This window comes from Tepidanaerobacter sp. EBM-49, from assembly GCF_001896645.1.
Classification (GTDB): Bacteria; Bacillota; Thermosediminibacteria; order Thermosediminibacterales; family Tepidanaerobacteraceae; genus Tepidanaerobacter; species Tepidanaerobacter syntrophicus.
Window position 1 is genome coordinate 20,571 of the sequence record NZ_MPPE01000005.1, and the last position, 14,455, is coordinate 35,025.

Sequence of the window (14,455 nt, forward strand, 5' to 3'; positions counted from 1 at the left end):
TTACTCGCCTTTAGCCTAAAAGCATTTAAAAATGCTTTCTAGTACTGTGTGTTGAACTCTTCACGTTCCCTTTTCTTTTCTTTAGCTGGTGCCCTTGTAAGCTCGATACCGTCCTCGTCGAATTCCTTACCTTCATCAATTATTTTTTGCGCTTCAATCTTAGCTTTTATTGCCTTTATTTCATCTGTTTTTGCTTTAATTTCATCTGCCGTAGCATCTTTCTTGTTTAGTAAATCACTGGCTTCTCTTTCTTTTAACCCTAATTCTGCTAAAAGCTGTCTTAATTCTTTACTCACTTAATATCATCCTCTCTTTTTCTGTAATTTCCAATTCTAAAGCTAATTTTGCTTTTAATGTTTCTGTTTGGCTCTTATTATTTTGTTCTTCCCAAAGCGGTGTTCTGCCAAACTGGTCATAGTGCGATGCAAGGTAACTTTTTATTTTCGGTATATCATCAGCTGGAACATCGGCTTGGTCAAGTCTTACTGCACACTGTGCTACTCCACGCCATACAACTTTATGTGTCTTTAGGTCATGGTGCGGAAATTTCAAGTCCCCGAATGTTGCAGGAGGCATTTCCGCTGCCCACGCGTAGCGGCCTGCTATATCTTTCTTTTCCTGGTCTGTGAGTTCGTCCCATGTTTTATCTGTGAAGTCCGATAGATTAGGTCTCTCCCATTCTTCATCCTCTGGTGCAATCTCTCTTGACACGTCATCGGGCGATACACCATCTCTAACTTTAAACCTGTCTAAGGATTTTAAATGTTTGAATGCATTTTTGGCGCTGTTTACTATGGCATATCTATTAAATGCAAAGTTCATCATGCTGTCGCTTTCTGCCTTATCTGTATATAATATTCCGTCTGCGAATCCTTCCTTAATGGCTACATTTGCGCTCATCCATGTTTCATCATCCATCATGGACGATATTTTTGCCTTGGACCTGCCTGTCTTAAGCGCATATGCGTTAATAATGCTGCTTTTGACGGCATCAAGCACATCGGCTGCTTTCCTTAGGTCTCTCATATCGCCTTTAGCCATGGTAAGCGGATTGTGTATCATCATTATTGCGACTGGTGACATTAGGACCTCGTCTCCTGCCATTGCAATGACGCTGGCGGCGCTCATAGCTTTACTATCAATTTTGACTGTTACTTTACCTTGATGTTTTTTTAAGGCGTTATAAATGCCTGCCGCTGCGAATACATCACCTCCGTAGCTGTCAATCCATACTGTTATGTCTTTGCCTACATATTTCTTTAGCTCATCCTTGAAAGCGTTCGGTGATATTGTGCTCATGCCTAAAAACTCATATAGCCAAACATCGTCATCGCTTACAATGTCGCCTTGGATTCTGAGTTCAACGCTTTCAGGTGTAGTTTCAGTCGCAGCATTTCTTATAAACTTCCAAAACCTCTTCAATATTGTTCACCTCCTACTGATACTGTTGTCCTGCTTTGGTGGCAGGTATCATATTACCATTTAATAATAACTGATCGCCTCCTTCCAGAGGTGGATCCTCTTCTAATGCCCTAGCCTCATTTGGAGTTTTTATGCCGTTTTGAATCGCAATCGCATAAGCTTCATATCTTGATTTCGGGTCACCTCGCAAAATTACGTCTGGATTAAACTTTATATAATAACCTTGCATGATTTCTTGCGGTAAGAATAACTTATATGTTAGCTCCTGTTCATACATTGTCAGAATAGCCATCAAGGTATCAACATAAAACTCTCGGTTGGCCTCACTCGTACTTGCATATGATGTCTTTTCTAAGTCATTTATTTGATACAATTTGACACCAAACGCAGCGGCAATTTGGCGCTCAGTTAGCATCGTATTTTCCAGAAATTGAGCATCAGTAAGTTTTACTGATATAGGCTGATATGTGTACCCTATAGGCAATAAGCTGATCCTGTTGGCATTTTGCAGGCCGTTTGCCATTCTCTCAAAGTTCTTTCTGAAGTTTTCCTCTGCCTGCGGGCTTAAATCGCCGATATAATTCACTATGCCAGCGGTCTGCATACCGTTTTTAAAGCTATTATTAAGGAATTGTTCTGCCGCTGAGGCATTCTCGATGTTAAGTTTCAGAACTTCTATTGGACTCATTCCTACTAACCCGTCGTTTGTTAATCCTTTAAAATGGAGCAAATTAGACGCATTAAGCTTATATTCATTGCCTAAATTATCAGTGTATACATACCAAACATTGTTTTTGCTGCTCCATAGTCCTACATCGTCCACATAAATTCTCATCTTCGTGCTATCTAAAGGATAAATCCCCTGAATTTTTCCTGCGTTTCTGCCATTTGGTACAAAATCAATCCAATCATAGCTATTGCCATAAATGTTGCGCTGGCTTTCTAGACATTTCCAAAAATCTGACGCGCTCATATATAGGTTAGGCCTCAATTTAAGGAGCGGATAAAGATAATGTTCTGTTGCTTTTCTTATTCCTCCGCTGTCCTGGTATATCTTGCATGGTAACTTTGACATAGTATCGCTTAAAATCTTGATGCAGGTATAGACTACTATCTCTTTTAAAGCATTTTTGCCTGCAACGTTTATAGTATCTGGCGCTATGCCCAGAAAGGTCATCAATTCATTAAAATCTGGCGACCAATTAGGCGTAATTTCCGCATTTTTAATCTTCTTTTGATTTCTAAAAAGCACTTAATCACCTTCTCTCTGGCGGATTCTTGGCAAAATATATACCTAAGCCAAGCAATGTGGCCCCAAGAGAATATAAACCGGCCATTTTAGAAATAAAAAAAGTGGTTGCAACAATAATTGCCAAACCACTCAAAATTAATATGTCTTCAATATAATCAATGAGAAATTTCCGCATTCAAACACCCCACAATTTTGAAAGGAACTCGTTAGTTGCGTATTTGCTAATGTCGATAGTATCATTTTGCAAATATGGCTGCGTATAGCAGAATATGCTGGCCATTACAAGGTCAATCCTCGTTTTATTCTTATTTTCCTTAGCAAGAAGTATATCGTCTGTAGTCTTGCCTTTTATGGTTGTCGCATTGCTCAGGCACCAGTCGAGCAGTTTGTTCTTTTCATATTTTATCTTGCCGGTATATACATCGTCTCTAAACTGCTTAATTGCCGGGCTTAAATTCCCATACGTCTGTTTCAAGAGTATCACTTCATAGTCTTTTGATAAACTCTCCATCATTTGTAAAGCGTTAAATGGGTCTGACACAATACATTTTATCTTGCATTTATACTTTTCTTCGATAGACCTGATATACTCTTCAACTTGAGTGTAGTTGACGATCATGCCATCTGTTATAGTGCATTCGCCACGTTTGGCGGCCTGCCTGTAATCAAATTTTTCACGCCTACCGTCTAAGCTGTCTTCCGGCAAAAAACCATGAGAAGATAAATAGTAAAATCCATTTTCTTTGCTCATAATCGAAACTGCTGTTAAATCTGTGGATATGGAAAGGTTTACGCCAACTACCACCTCTTTACCTTCAAAACTTATTTCGGCCGCTTCGCATTTCTTCCAATATTCAAAGTCAATGTATTTCTCTTCATGTGTTTGAGTAACGAACACATTCATATGCTTTGTTAGGTACTCTATTCTTTCGGAAGGCTTCTCCAACGCCGCTTTCCGATTGTCTCTTATCTCTTGATAATTTTCTTCTATTCTAAGAGGATTGGCCTGCATGATGCCAATATCATCCCACTCATGTCCCTCTTCTGCATAATACAGTAAGGCAAACATCCTGTCATCATCAACAACGCCATCATATACTTTGCGTATATAGTCAAGTTCTTCAAGCATTATGCTATCACGTTCGGGATATGCTGTCGTAAGTTTAAACCGGAGCGGGTTTTTAACGTTTAATTGGCCTGACTTCATGGCGTTAATATTATGGTAATCTCTAAAAGCGGCTATTTCATCAGCTATGAAAGCAGATGGACGGATAGCATTGTTCCTGCTTGCCTCTGCCGTCCTCGCCTGATAAAAACTATTAGTAAGTTTGCAAACTATCTTGCCGCTTAATGTTGTAGACAGTTTAAAATATATTGATAGCAGGGCTGGCCTCAATAAGCTGCGTCATGGCTTTTCTTACTTCGCCTGCAAGGTCCCTGTCCAAACATATTGAATAAAACTCACTGTATTTATCTTCAGTAAGCATCAGAATTATTATTACTAAAGCGCAAATGAATGTTTTAGCGTTCTTGCGAGCTATATATAATGTCACGTCACGATACCGAAACTTTTTATTGTCTTCTTTGAACCGCCATCCGAATATATTAGCAATAAAAAAAGCTTGGAAGTCCCAAAGGCCATATAAAACAGGCGAGCCTATCACGTTGAGTCCTGTAGCAAAATTTATAAGGCTCAGTATACCTTCAACCTTGATTAATTCGTCCTCGTCTAAATAGTATGGAAAGCTTATGTCTTCTTGTTTTTGCACATCTTCAAGAAACCACTCGCATTGCTTTTTGACTTCATTTGTCGTTATTTCTTTGCCGCTTACAACGTCTATCGCATATCTTTTTGCGTTTTCAATTAGCATTCTTGCCACCAACCAGTACTTTTAGGAGCGGGTCTTCCTGCTGCTGCTTTGTTTGCAAAGCAATATTACCCAGCTTAGCTCTTGACTGGGGAGATAAGCTTAGTTCATTGCAACATCTAAAGAAATCTTTTGTATATTTTTCTTTAGCGGCTAAAACATTTCTATCAAACATTTTTGAATTATCTTTGTTTATAGTGGTTTCAATGCTTTGAAGTCTTTCAATGGATATTGCCGCTTGAGCTAAAATATAAATGTCAAGGTTGCCGAGTATCTTGCTTTCTTCAAGTTCATTGACTATGTTCTTGAAAATTTTTTTTGCTTTGTATTCAGGTGTCGAGGCGGTAGAATTTTATCAGATGATCCTTTGAGTCTTTCTTCTACCTCTATTCTTGTTGCTTTCTCTTCCTTTGTAAGATTCTTGCTCATTGTTTTGACACTTTTTGAAGGTCTTGCCATACGCCTCCACCCCCTTTGCATGCCCGTTTCGGGAATTTTTTGCAAGCGAGACTGCGCTCGCCGGTCTCCTAGCATTTTGGAAACTTTTTTATGCCCCCCTACCCCTTTAGCTGTTTATGTCTTTCCTGATGGCAGCTCTCACATAAACATATAAGATTATTCAAGTCTAATCTCTTACCCCAATTATCTTTGATTGGTTCTATATGATGCACTGTGTCGTAAGGCTTTATCCTATGTTGCTTTAGGCAATCCTGACATAAAGCATGGTCTCTTGCTACTGCTGCCTGCCTTACTTTCTCCCATTCAAGACTATTATAGAAATCATGATATTTCTTGTCTCGCTTGTACCTTATTTCTGTATCATATCTTATTTGCCGCTCTTGCTTCTGCTTATCAGCTTCCTGCTGGCACTGCTCACAATAGGTTTGCGCCATTTCTATAATCGCCCCACATCTTGGGCATGTTTTTCTCAGCACCATAGTATCACCTATATAAAAAAGAGCCTTACGGCTCTAAGATTTATTTCTCTATTATTTCATTTATGTTTTTATTTACTCGCTAAGCCTTTATTTACTCAATTTATATAAAGCATATTGATTGAGCGATACACCCTCTTTTTTAGCCTCTACAACAAGCTTCTTATGCAAGCTCTTAGGAAGCCGGATCACAAACTTTCCGCTGAAAGATTCGTCTCCAATAGGCTCAGGAATCGGATCACCATGCTGTAGCTTTACCTCCAGCCATCCTTCCATAGCTTCTTTAATGCTTTCATATGCATCTTCAAAAGTATCCCCTGTGCTTTGGCAACCGTCCAATTCCAATATCCTCGCATAATAGTAAGTCCCGCTTTCGTCTGTAATTTGCTGTATTACATAGGTATATGGCAGGCTCATATAATAATTAACATCTTTTTTTATATCCTTTTCCATTTATTAAGGCAGGAGTAAGTAGTTATTGTATAGGGAGAATTTATCTCCCTATTCTGTTCAATATATCTTTTACATACACAGCCTTCAATGGGTTTTCCTCTTTTATTGTTATTACATCTCCTTCTTTGTTTCTGAAGTGCCTGTGCGAGCCTTTCTTCCTTTCGAGTATGTAACCGTAATGCTCCAGTACTTTAGCTGCTTCTTCAAAGCGTATCCCATTAGTCTGTGCATGCATTTTTTTGATGATTTTCTCTACTCCTGCCATCTTTTCACCTCCTGATTGTATAGTATCATATATAATACTATATGTCAAGAGGATTTTTGCTCTTGTAAAATATTGATAAGTATGTCATATCTTCACGATACTATTACTGAATTGATTGCATTCCTACGGATTATCTACATTGTAAATTGTGAGAATCATGTGATATAATTAAATTACAAATTAAAAATATGTTAGGAGGGTGTAATATGACAGATAAACCTAAAAAATCCATTTTTAAACGTTGGTGGTTCTGGGCCATAATAGTAATACTATTTATATTTATAGCAGCGGGCTCCGGTGGAAATAATGAGCAGCCGCAAAAAGTTGCTACTCTTAGTAGCACACAATCCAATAGTGTACAACAGACTGGAGAACAAACGAGCAACGATAAAACGGCAGATACTAAGCAAGAAGAAGAAACGCCGCAATATTTTAAAGTAGGCGAAATTGCTGAATTAAATGGTGTAAAAGCTATTATAACCAGCATTGAAAAACCCGCAGGTGATGAATTCAATAAACCTGATGAAGGTAAAGAATTCGTATTGGTCAATATGACGATAGAAAATGACTCAAAAAATGACATAAGTGTCAGCTCAATTTTAAGTTTTAATGCTTATGTGGATGACTCAGCTATAAACGAAGATTTGATGGCACAGAGTGCAAAAAAAGGTACTACGACAATGGACGGCACTATATCTCCTGGCAAGAAGTTAAGTGGCTGCCTGGGTTATCAATTGCCTAAAGGCTGGAAGGTTCTCGAAATAGAATTTAAGCCGAATGCCATATCTGATAGTAAAATCGTATGGAAGATAGATAACAAGTAATTATTTAAGTATTCAAGTAATAAGTTTATTTGTTAGTAGTATCTCGATTAAATAGGACTTCATCATCATTGTTTGACAAGACGTGCCAGAATAATAGAGCCCAGGTCCCTCCTTTCTGGGCTCTCGTGTATTTCATATTTAACTATTATATATTATATCACCCTATTTTACTGTTGTAAGTCTTAGACTTTTTCAAAAAATCTTCATATCTGACCAAGCCCATTGCTGCTGCCAAATTGATTCCCATGCTCAATATTTCTTTTTTCCAGGCATAAAAAGTGCTGCGGTCTATATTTAGTTCATTGCATATTTGCTCTTCTCCAAGCTCGTCAAAGTATTTTTTATTTATCAGCATTGAATATTTTGTGCCATAAGCTTTATCATATGCCTCGGCATATTTTAAAACGTCTTTAACAACCTTCAGCCATCTTTCTTTTTTTATTATATCCCTATTTGATGCTAGCTTAACTCCCTTGGCAGCGGTTGGATCTCCGGGTTTTCTCGTTTTGCCGTCTACAAATTCGCTCTGTATTGGCGAAGCATCAATAATATCATTTTTCATCTCCTGCAACTGCCTTAATTCATCAAAATAGTTGTATAGAAAATGTTCAAGCGTTCTAACTGCCCAATCAGGACCAAGCTTCATATACTTGTCGCTCCCTCTTAAACCTCGGCCAACTCATATCGAATTTTTAATCGAGCAGTATATCAAGCAGTGGGAATCAGAACATGGCGTAATTGATATATCCGCTTCAAATTCCAATAATTATGGGGATAAAAATCATGAGTGATAAAATAACTTTTAGTCGTACTGTTACCTGTTCTGCAATTAATGAAAGTGTTTATCAAGAACTCACATATGCCAAAATTCAAACATTGGGTAGTTTAATACCTGGTAAGAAACTGCTTTCAACCTTTTGTACCGGCTATCCTAAATGCGAGAAACAAGATTGTCAACTTGTTGTAGGTAAGAACGGTACTGTATACAGCGAGCCTTTAGATGATTAAGGCTTAAATTTTATTTTCATACAAATCAGTTAGAAGTATGTCTATAAAAGTATAAACTTCTCCAATCGTGAGATTTAAGCCTTTCATTGCGCCAATGACCGTATCTAAGGCTTTGATTACATCTTCGGCACTTCTGTTTTTATCCGAATCTACAAGGATAAATATATTTGTCGGCTCATAAACAAACATCTGCTGCATTTTGCTTCACCTCCTTCCACTATTAAATTCATTATCCCTGTTTTATCCTTACTTTCCGTATTCTTGTCTTCCGCTTGAGTGGTAAAATGTACTTGGAGAGGAGGTGAAATTATGAGTAAGGATAAAGGTTTAAAGCCTGGTCAAAAAGCTCCAAAATCCGGTCAATATGAGGTTATCGGTCCAAAAGGCGGTCATACTGGTAAAGAGATTACAGCTGTCAAGAATGAACCATTGCCACCTACCGATAAACCTAATCAGACTTACGACTTAGCAGATCCGACTAAGAACAAGTCTGGTAAGTAGTACCTCTAGCCTCCTGCTTTTAGCCCAGGAGGCTACCTTTCAGAAATTAAAAATCCAGGCTGTTTGAAAGTATCAGGCTCCAACTCGTATAAATCTGCAATTTCCAATCCTGCATTTTCTATAATATTTGTAGCTTCTTGTTTATCTGCGGCTACTAATAAGTGTCCATTGTCTTTACTGTCTACCATGAAAAAATACTTCATAATTTTTCCCCCCTTCTATGCGGACTCTTCCTCAATTAAGTCTTTAATATTGGTATTTAGGGCCTTGGCTATCTTTTTGAGCAAATTTAGAGATGGATTATAATGTCCGTTTTCTATTGCCGAAATATATTCCCTCGAAACATCCACTTTTTCTGCAAGTTCTTTCTGAGTTAATCTTGCCGCTTCTCTTGCATCTTTTATTTTTAGCACTTTATCACCCCCGCCTGATTTTATTGTAATATTTAACTTCACATTAATCAATCTTATCATAAAGTGATACTTCACAATTATACTAAGTTATCTTAATTTTTCTTCCTATTTCTTGCTCTATCTTGATATTTTGAAATTTGTTATTTATAATTAATGTAAAGTATATCTTTAGATATCATGTGGAGGATTGTTAATGGATATCGGTGCAAGGCTTAAGGAATTGAGAACATCTAGAAACATTACAATTACAGCTCTGGCAAATAAAGTTGGCTTAACTCGCGAACATTTAAGCAATATTGAGCGTAATGTCAACATGCCGTCCCTTCAAACCCTCCAAAAAATCTGTGATGCACTTGATATCACCTTGGCGGAATTCTTCTCCGATGAAGATTCGGCAATGCCTCCAGAAATTACCCGACTGTTGCAAGAAGTTAAAGACCTAACTCCTGAGCAGATAGAAAAACTTACAGATTTCATTAAAGCTATGAAGTAAACTATGTTGCTGCTTGCGGAGGAGGCAATGAGCATGTCTAAAACTGATAAAGAATTGGCACCGGTGAAATTTAAATTAATAATCCATACTCCTCGCAAAACTTTTCGTTGCAAGGATTTAGCCAAAAAGAGCTTTTAGATAATATATTTGTTGCTATAGTTTCCTTGATATAACTAAATAATTGGGTGAATAAAGATGTATGAAAGTTTTACTTTTTGGCTTAGTGTCTTTGGTTCAATAACAGGCTTTGCGGCACTAATTATGCATTTCTGGCGTTTTTTACAAGAACTACCGAGCCTTAATTTTTATTTCCCTTCGGGTGAACGTGGAAAAATGCTAATCGGATATATAACTGATTATGGACATATGGATGCCTATGGCCAGCCATTAGAAGACACTACAAAATTCACGTTTTACATTTGGGCAAGAGCTACCAATAATTCAGAAAAACCCATAACATTGCTGGAGATAATTTTGGAAATAGATGGGTTTGAACCTGTTTGTCTTGATAGCTCATCTTCTTGCAGTAGGATTGTACCTGTCACAAAAACATCAACAATATCAGTTGCTGATTTAATTAAGCCTGTAATAACTATCGATCCTTATAGTGCAATAGAAGGAAATCTATTTTTTGGCCCTTATACTAATATTCCAGCAGACAATACAAAAGCAAAACTAATTGTAAAAACCTCCCGGAAAACGTTTAAAACAAAGTTGCTTCTTCATCCGGTCCTACCACCTAATGTGAAATAAGATATAAAATCCAAAATGCGGTGTTGCAAATTGTTGAGATTAAAGCCAACGTAAACGATAAAAATGTTATCCAATCCTGCGTAAGGTACCTCCAAAAATCAGAAAAGATGTCTAAAACATGCTCAAATAAATTCACATCCTTCGCCCCTCCTCCTATGCGATTTGCTCATTATTTATTCTTCTTAGAGCCTTTACACTGTTTTCTTTTATCAGCTTCCTTATAAAATCCAGCCCTTTCTGATACACCAACGTCTTTATACTTATATGTGTTGTGCCATCCGGCGTTGTGTATTTCTGCTCTATGGTCCTGAAATAACCTCTGTCAATATATTCTTGGTAAGGCCTGTTGTCTTCCATAAGGACTCCTTTTTGCCTCAATACCTTAAATAGCTTGTTCCTGCCTAAATGAAGTTCTTCATATAGAACCTTGGCTACATCGCCCATGTCTATGGCGCTTTTGCTTCCGGCTACAGCATCGTAAAATTCAGCTTTTGGCGATAACTCTTGTATCTTTTTGTCTTTCTCTAGTATGATTTTATTGGCTTCTGGCACTGCGGCGGCTAAAAGTTTTCGAGGATCCAGTGAATATGCTCCGGTTTTTCTTATTTGCGGGATTACTTCATGGGTTATCCAGCGTTTAAAATCTTTTGTTTCCGGTTTGCGGCTACTCATAATTAGGTTATAAAGCCCTGACTCATTTACTACTGTTAACTGTGTTGTGAAAGGGTCGTCGGTTAAACCGACAAGGCTTTCTTTACCCTGAATAGTCTGCTTTTCATCATCATCCAACCTACTTATTACATCCCTGCTGTTTGCTATTTCCAATATATCGCACACATCTTTTGCACCCACCATGGCTCTCCGTCTTTGATTAGTATCCTGACCTTCCAGCCTTGATAATCAAAAACTCTTGCAAGTTCATTCAATTTATTTCCTCCTCGTATAATAAAGTCATAGTTTAAAAACTATATTTCTTTTCTATCTCACTATTCTTGTGAGATAATATTTGTACAGATAGAGGTCGTAGTTTTCCTCCTTTTAGATGATTTGTTTACAGGATTTGCTTCCTTGGCGTCGAAGCATTATATTGGGTGCCAATTATTTCTGAGGTGATATGATGTATAAAATAAAGGGCTTTGACGAATTCAGTAAAGAACTAAAAAAGTTATCGAAGAATGCTAAACGTCTTGACGGTGAGAACAACGTCTCCTTTGCCGAGCTTTTTACTAGAGAGTTTATGGTAAAATATACCGACTTTTCATCTTTTGAAGAGTTGCTAGAAGCTGGAAATTTCATAGTCAACTCTCAGGAAGATTTCAAAGCCATTCCTGATGATGTGTTTGATGAGCATATAAAATCTGTTACAAAATTCTCTTCATGGCGTGAAATGCTAGAAAAAGCTTCAGCAGAATGGGTTGAGAAAAAGTTATTCGAATAAACACCAATTAATTGGCACCCATTTTAATCAACTTTTACATCAAATTTAAAACTTTTAATTATACCAGCTTCCTTGTTGGCTTCTTCGATTAATCTCTGCATTTTTTCTATGTGTTCCTTAAACTCATTTAAGTTAGTTATTTCCAAATTTGTTTTTAAGTCTTTTATGTCCATCCTTCTCACTTTATTCAGGCGATTTGCTCATTTGTTCTATATGCTTGAACTTTTGTGTCAAAAAAAATTTCTTCTACCCCTACACCTAATATCTGACTTATCTTAATGGCTTTCTCTAAAGTCATTTCAACGTCTCCGTTTTTCAACTGGCAATATCCGCTCTTGTCTTTATATCCAAGTTTTAAAGCCATTTCCTTTTGTGTTATGTTTTTATCAGTTCTTATTTTTTTGAGCTTATTATGGACCTTTTTCAAGTTCATACCTCCTTTGCTGTTCAAGTATCTTCAACTTTCAATTATTATAGTTCAAAGTAATTGAACTATAATAGGGTTTTAATAAAAAAGTTAAAATTTCTTGAATAATATTTTTCTATCTTGAATTGGGTGATATAATTAGTTTAAGATTTATGAACTGAGGGATAGAATATGCCAACCATTGGTCAAAGAATAAAACAATTAAGGTTAGAAAATAATTTAACCCAAGAGGATTTTGGTAAATTATTTGGTATTGTTAAATCAACGGTTTCTATGTATGAAAATGACAAAAGTATACCTGATGATGAAATTAAGAAAAAAATAGCTGAATATTTTCAAGTTACTCTTGATTGGTTAATGGGTATATCCGACACCCCCACCCCTGCCGCCAAAATAGCCGACTCCCTTTCAGACGATCCCGAGCTTGCAGAGTTCTGGGACGAACTTAGAGAACGTGAGGATTTACAGCTTCTATTCAAACAAACTCGCGAAATGTCTCCGGAAGATGTCAAGAAAATCATCCGGATAATAAAGGCTATTGAGGATGAAGAAGCAAAAGATGACAGCCTCTAAATGTAAAGGGAGGATATATAAGTGAAACATTTCGTATATTTAGACACAGATTTGATTAATTCATACTTGGCGCAAATTGATGACGGCCTAGTGAATTCAAGAAAATTTGAGGAGCAAAGATGCAGGACTGAAGTCAAGACAGAAGAGGATATGCCTGCTACAGGCAAATCGAATATATCAATGGGGCTATCAAGCCTTCTTGGGTATCAATACAATTTTGAAAACGAATACATTAAAGAGATTAACACTATTTCGCAAACCGAAGCCGGTAAAGAAATCTTATCTAAGATTATCCACGATAACTCTTTTGATAACCTAATATCTTATCTTAATAAGAATGGGCTTATTAGTTCTGATAGCCATAAGTCACCCGTTGTTGGCGACTATTTAATATTAAACGGGAATTTCAAAATGATTGATCTATCATTTATTACAAGCTTAATCGATGGAAACTTCACCAAAATCTATTCCAGTATTACAAGCGGAGCATTTGATGATGCCATAAAGAATATGAACAGGCAGCAAAAACGTTCTAATGAATTTAAGGCAAAAGAAAAGCTAATGAAAGATAAGTTAGATTCTGAATTAAAAACGTTTGACGATGTTAGAAGTATGATTGATTTTATTTCGAAAATACTTCCTTCAGACACATATATCATTCACAATCAAATTTTAATTCCTTTAACCAAAAAATATCTAAGAGAAAATTATATTTCCCTTAGATATAAATACAGCTCCGAATCTACGATTGTAGGATATATTACGGGTGATTTAAAAAGTATCATGGATTTTAAACCTAACAATGAACTTGATGATTTATTTAAAGTCTTCGATGAGATGTTGCTGAAAACGCTTGAATTTCTATCCATAAAAGATGATTTTAAGGTAATGCATCCTATTGCTTGGTACTTTTCATAGAGCTTCTGATAGTCGCCATAAAGTCATCATGCTCTTTCAGCTTTTTGGAGAAGGTTTTATCAAAATTAGCTAAAATAGGACTGCGTTTGGATTCCTTATTTTTTCTACTGTGTTGGTGTTCGGCTATGTTATCTAATTCGTGCTCAACCACTTTGAATATTTTACGTCTTATATTATTCATAACATTTACCACCCACTTTTTATTATTATATCCTAAAACAAATAATTCAGCAAGCGGAAAAGGAGTTTTGTAAAGGAGGATACATATGGATGATGAAATGCTGGATCTTATGACAAAGATGTATGCCGAAATGCAAAAAGGCTTTAAACAAGTAAATGACCGAATCGAAAAAGTTGAAAACAAGCTTGGCAAAGTCGAAAACAAGCTGGACAAAGTAGAAAACAGGCTTGGCAAAGTCGAAGCCAAAATAGACGGTCAAATTTCAGACAAGCTCTCGGCCTTATTTGACGGATATAAGCAAAACAGCGAGAAGCTGGATCGCATTGAAGAAGAAGTAGCAAAGCACGAGGAAATTATTTTGCGTCGAATAAATTAGCATCCAAGCATAGAAAGGGGCAGCATAATGCTTGATTTCTTTGATGAGCCCCTATTTCGGGCATTAATTGACGGAAATATCCCATTTTATGAAGTAGTTCACTGTTTCGGAATAAGAGTCACGATAGGAAATCTGCCTGCATCTGTATCAGGTTTTACATATATCAGCAAAAAAGGGTGCTATCACCTCGTTATAAACAGAAATATGAGCTATAAAACACAGTATAGAACTTTTATGCATGAAATAAAGCATATCATGATAGATATGCCTAAAATGGGATACATAGTCGGCCTTGATATGCAAAGGTATGAGTTTGAGAGTAAAGCTGATGTGGTGGTGGAAGAGCATTAAACAA

General features: G+C 36.8%; 28 protein-coding genes. 10 read left to right on the top strand and 18 right to left on the bottom strand.

Annotation, left to right across the window (positions count from 1 at the left end; translation table 11 throughout):
- Nucleotides 1–38: 38 nt before the first annotated feature.
- From BUE08_RS00730 to BUE08_RS00775, 10 genes are all read right to left on the bottom strand, one after another.
- Nucleotides 39–296, bottom strand: a complete 258-nt coding sequence (locus BUE08_RS00730) for a hypothetical protein (RefSeq protein ID WP_213997190.1) — start codon at nt 294–296, stop codon at nt 39–41.
- Entirely contained in the window at nt 289–1,422 is a 1,134-nt protein-coding gene (locus tag BUE08_RS00735) for a head maturation protease, ClpP-related (protein WP_274964233.1), read from the bottom strand. Before BUE08_RS00735 ends, BUE08_RS00730 begins: the two co-directional genes overlap by 8 nt.
- A 13-nt stretch (nt 1,423–1,435) precedes the next feature.
- Nucleotides 1,436–2,674, bottom strand: coding sequence for a phage portal protein (locus tag BUE08_RS00740; RefSeq protein WP_286680112.1), 1,239 nt, complete (start codon nt 2,672–2,674; stop codon nt 1,436–1,438).
- A 175-nt stretch (nt 2,675–2,849) separates the two neighbouring features.
- The gene (locus BUE08_RS00745) at nt 2,850–4,070 is read right to left on the bottom strand and encodes a terminase TerL endonuclease subunit (protein WP_213997188.1); all 1,221 of its coding nucleotides are present in this window, start codon (nt 4,068–4,070) and stop codon (nt 2,850–2,852) included.
- Nucleotides 4,039–4,545, bottom strand: coding sequence for a terminase large subunit domain-containing protein (locus BUE08_RS00750; RefSeq protein ID WP_213997187.1), 507 nt, complete (start codon nt 4,543–4,545; stop codon nt 4,039–4,041). The genes BUE08_RS00745 and BUE08_RS00750 overlap by 32 nt, the downstream gene beginning before the upstream one ends.
- Nucleotides 4,535–4,855, bottom strand: a complete 321-nt coding sequence (locus BUE08_RS00755; RefSeq protein ID WP_213997202.1) for a P27 family phage terminase small subunit — start codon at nt 4,853–4,855, stop codon at nt 4,535–4,537. The genes BUE08_RS00750 and BUE08_RS00755 overlap by 11 nt, the downstream gene beginning before the upstream one ends.
- Entirely contained in the window at nt 4,840–5,001 is a 162-nt protein-coding gene (locus BUE08_RS00760) for a hypothetical protein (RefSeq protein WP_213997185.1), read from the bottom strand. Before BUE08_RS00760 ends, BUE08_RS00755 begins: the two co-directional genes overlap by 16 nt.
- 98 nt (nt 5,002–5,099) lie before the next feature.
- Nucleotides 5,100–5,477, bottom strand: a complete 378-nt coding sequence (locus BUE08_RS00765; RefSeq protein ID WP_286680113.1) for an HNH endonuclease — start codon at nt 5,475–5,477, stop codon at nt 5,100–5,102.
- 90 nt (nt 5,478–5,567) lie between these two features.
- Nucleotides 5,568–5,894 carry a type II toxin-antitoxin system HicB family antitoxin gene (locus BUE08_RS00770; protein WP_286680114.1) on the bottom strand — a complete coding sequence of 109 codons (327 nt, stop codon included), beginning with the start codon at nt 5,892–5,894 and terminating at the stop codon, nt 5,568–5,570.
- Nucleotides 5,895–5,970: 76 nt separating this feature from the next.
- Complete coding sequence (locus tag BUE08_RS00775; RefSeq protein ID WP_213997182.1) at nt 5,971–6,195, bottom strand: type II toxin-antitoxin system HicA family toxin; 225 nt, start codon at nt 6,193–6,195, stop codon at nt 5,971–5,973.
- A 206-nt stretch (nt 6,196–6,401) separates the two neighbouring features.
- Between BUE08_RS00775 and BUE08_RS00780 the strand changes: the two genes are divergently transcribed.
- A complete protein-coding gene (locus BUE08_RS00780) occupies nt 6,402–7,019 on the top strand; it encodes a DUF4352 domain-containing protein (RefSeq protein WP_213997178.1) in 618 nt (205 codons plus the stop codon).
- A 157-nt stretch (nt 7,020–7,176) separates the two neighbouring features.
- Here BUE08_RS00780 and BUE08_RS00785 read toward each other — a convergent pair whose 3' ends face one another.
- Complete coding sequence (locus BUE08_RS00785; protein ID WP_286680115.1) at nt 7,177–7,665, bottom strand: DUF1492 domain-containing protein; 489 nt, start codon at nt 7,663–7,665, stop codon at nt 7,177–7,179.
- 137 nt (nt 7,666–7,802) lie between these two features.
- Between BUE08_RS00785 and BUE08_RS00790 the strand changes: the two genes are divergently transcribed.
- Nucleotides 7,803–8,027 carry a hypothetical protein gene (locus tag BUE08_RS00790; protein WP_213996167.1) on the top strand — a complete coding sequence of 75 codons (225 nt, stop codon included), beginning with the start codon at nt 7,803–7,805 and terminating at the stop codon, nt 8,025–8,027.
- 3 nt (nt 8,028–8,030) lie between these two features.
- Here BUE08_RS00790 and BUE08_RS00795 read toward each other — a convergent pair whose 3' ends face one another.
- Entirely contained in the window at nt 8,031–8,225 is a 195-nt protein-coding gene (locus BUE08_RS00795) for a hypothetical protein (RefSeq protein ID WP_213996166.1), read from the bottom strand.
- Nucleotides 8,226–8,336: 111 nt separating this feature from the next.
- Here BUE08_RS00795 and BUE08_RS00800 point away from each other — a divergent pair, with 111 nt between their 5' ends.
- Complete coding sequence (locus BUE08_RS00800; RefSeq protein ID WP_213996165.1) at nt 8,337–8,528, top strand: hypothetical protein; 192 nt, start codon at nt 8,337–8,339, stop codon at nt 8,526–8,528.
- Between the two features lie 32 nt (nt 8,529–8,560).
- On the opposite strand, the gene BUE08_RS00805 is transcribed toward BUE08_RS00800, so the two are convergent.
- Both BUE08_RS00805 and BUE08_RS00810 read right to left on the bottom strand, forming a co-directional pair.
- Nucleotides 8,561–8,731: a hypothetical protein gene (locus tag BUE08_RS00805; RefSeq protein WP_213996164.1), complete on the bottom strand. Its 171-nt coding sequence runs from the start codon at nt 8,729–8,731 to the stop codon at nt 8,561–8,563.
- A 15-nt stretch (nt 8,732–8,746) separates the two neighbouring features.
- Nucleotides 8,747–8,941, bottom strand: coding sequence for a helix-turn-helix transcriptional regulator (locus BUE08_RS00810; protein ID WP_286680116.1), 195 nt, complete (start codon nt 8,939–8,941; stop codon nt 8,747–8,749).
- 193 nt (nt 8,942–9,134) lie between these two features.
- Between BUE08_RS00810 and BUE08_RS00815 the strand changes: the two genes are divergently transcribed.
- Both BUE08_RS00815 and BUE08_RS00820 read left to right on the top strand, forming a co-directional pair.
- Nucleotides 9,135–9,434, top strand: coding sequence for a helix-turn-helix domain-containing protein (locus tag BUE08_RS00815; protein WP_213996162.1), 300 nt, complete (start codon nt 9,135–9,137; stop codon nt 9,432–9,434).
- 195 nt (nt 9,435–9,629) lie between these two features.
- On the top strand, nt 9,630–10,187 hold the full coding sequence (locus tag BUE08_RS00820) for a hypothetical protein (protein ID WP_213996160.1): 558 nt from the start codon (nt 9,630–9,632) through the stop codon (nt 10,185–10,187).
- A 153-nt stretch (nt 10,188–10,340) separates the two neighbouring features.
- On the opposite strand, the gene BUE08_RS00825 is transcribed toward BUE08_RS00820, so the two are convergent.
- The gene (locus tag BUE08_RS00825) at nt 10,341–11,042 is read right to left on the bottom strand and encodes a phage antirepressor (protein WP_213996159.1); all 702 of its coding nucleotides are present in this window, start codon (nt 11,040–11,042) and stop codon (nt 10,341–10,343) included.
- Between the two features lie 262 nt (nt 11,043–11,304).
- On the opposite strand from BUE08_RS00825, the gene BUE08_RS00830 reads away from it, so the two are divergent.
- The gene (locus tag BUE08_RS00830; protein WP_286680117.1) at nt 11,305–11,625 is read left to right on the top strand and encodes a hypothetical protein; all 321 of its coding nucleotides are present in this window, start codon (nt 11,305–11,307) and stop codon (nt 11,623–11,625) included.
- Between the two features lie 23 nt (nt 11,626–11,648).
- Here BUE08_RS00830 and BUE08_RS00835 read toward each other — a convergent pair whose 3' ends face one another.
- Together BUE08_RS00835 and BUE08_RS00840 are read right to left on the bottom strand one after the other, a co-directional pair.
- Complete coding sequence (locus BUE08_RS00835) at nt 11,649–11,798, bottom strand: hypothetical protein (protein ID WP_213996157.1); 150 nt, start codon at nt 11,796–11,798, stop codon at nt 11,649–11,651.
- A 14-nt stretch (nt 11,799–11,812) separates the two neighbouring features.
- Nucleotides 11,813–12,052, bottom strand: coding sequence for a helix-turn-helix transcriptional regulator (locus BUE08_RS00840; RefSeq protein WP_213996156.1), 240 nt, complete (start codon nt 12,050–12,052; stop codon nt 11,813–11,815).
- Nucleotides 12,053–12,223: 171 nt separating this feature from the next.
- Here BUE08_RS00840 and BUE08_RS00845 point away from each other — a divergent pair, with 171 nt between their 5' ends.
- Both BUE08_RS00845 and BUE08_RS00850 read left to right on the top strand, forming a co-directional pair.
- Nucleotides 12,224–12,625, top strand: coding sequence for a helix-turn-helix domain-containing protein (locus BUE08_RS00845; RefSeq protein ID WP_213996155.1), 402 nt, complete (start codon nt 12,224–12,226; stop codon nt 12,623–12,625).
- Between the two features lie 21 nt (nt 12,626–12,646).
- Nucleotides 12,647–13,543 (top strand): DUF6414 family protein, encoded by an 897-nt coding sequence (locus BUE08_RS00850; RefSeq protein WP_213996154.1) that lies wholly within the window; start codon nt 12,647–12,649, stop codon nt 13,541–13,543.
- Here BUE08_RS00850 and BUE08_RS00855 read toward each other — a convergent pair.
- Entirely contained in the window at nt 13,521–13,724 is a 204-nt protein-coding gene (locus tag BUE08_RS00855) for a hypothetical protein (protein ID WP_213996153.1), read from the bottom strand. The genes BUE08_RS00850 and BUE08_RS00855 overlap by 23 nt on opposite strands.
- An 85-nt stretch (nt 13,725–13,809) precedes the next feature.
- Between BUE08_RS00855 and BUE08_RS00860 the strand changes: the two genes are divergently transcribed.
- Together BUE08_RS00860 and BUE08_RS00865 are read left to right on the top strand one after the other, a co-directional pair.
- Nucleotides 13,810–14,100: a hypothetical protein gene (locus tag BUE08_RS00860; protein WP_213996152.1), complete on the top strand. Its 291-nt coding sequence runs from the start codon at nt 13,810–13,812 to the stop codon at nt 14,098–14,100.
- A gap of 27 nt (nt 14,101–14,127) precedes the next feature.
- Nucleotides 14,128–14,451, top strand: coding sequence for a hypothetical protein (locus BUE08_RS00865; protein WP_213996151.1), 324 nt, complete (start codon nt 14,128–14,130; stop codon nt 14,449–14,451).
- Nucleotides 14,452–14,455: the final 4 nt, after the last annotated feature.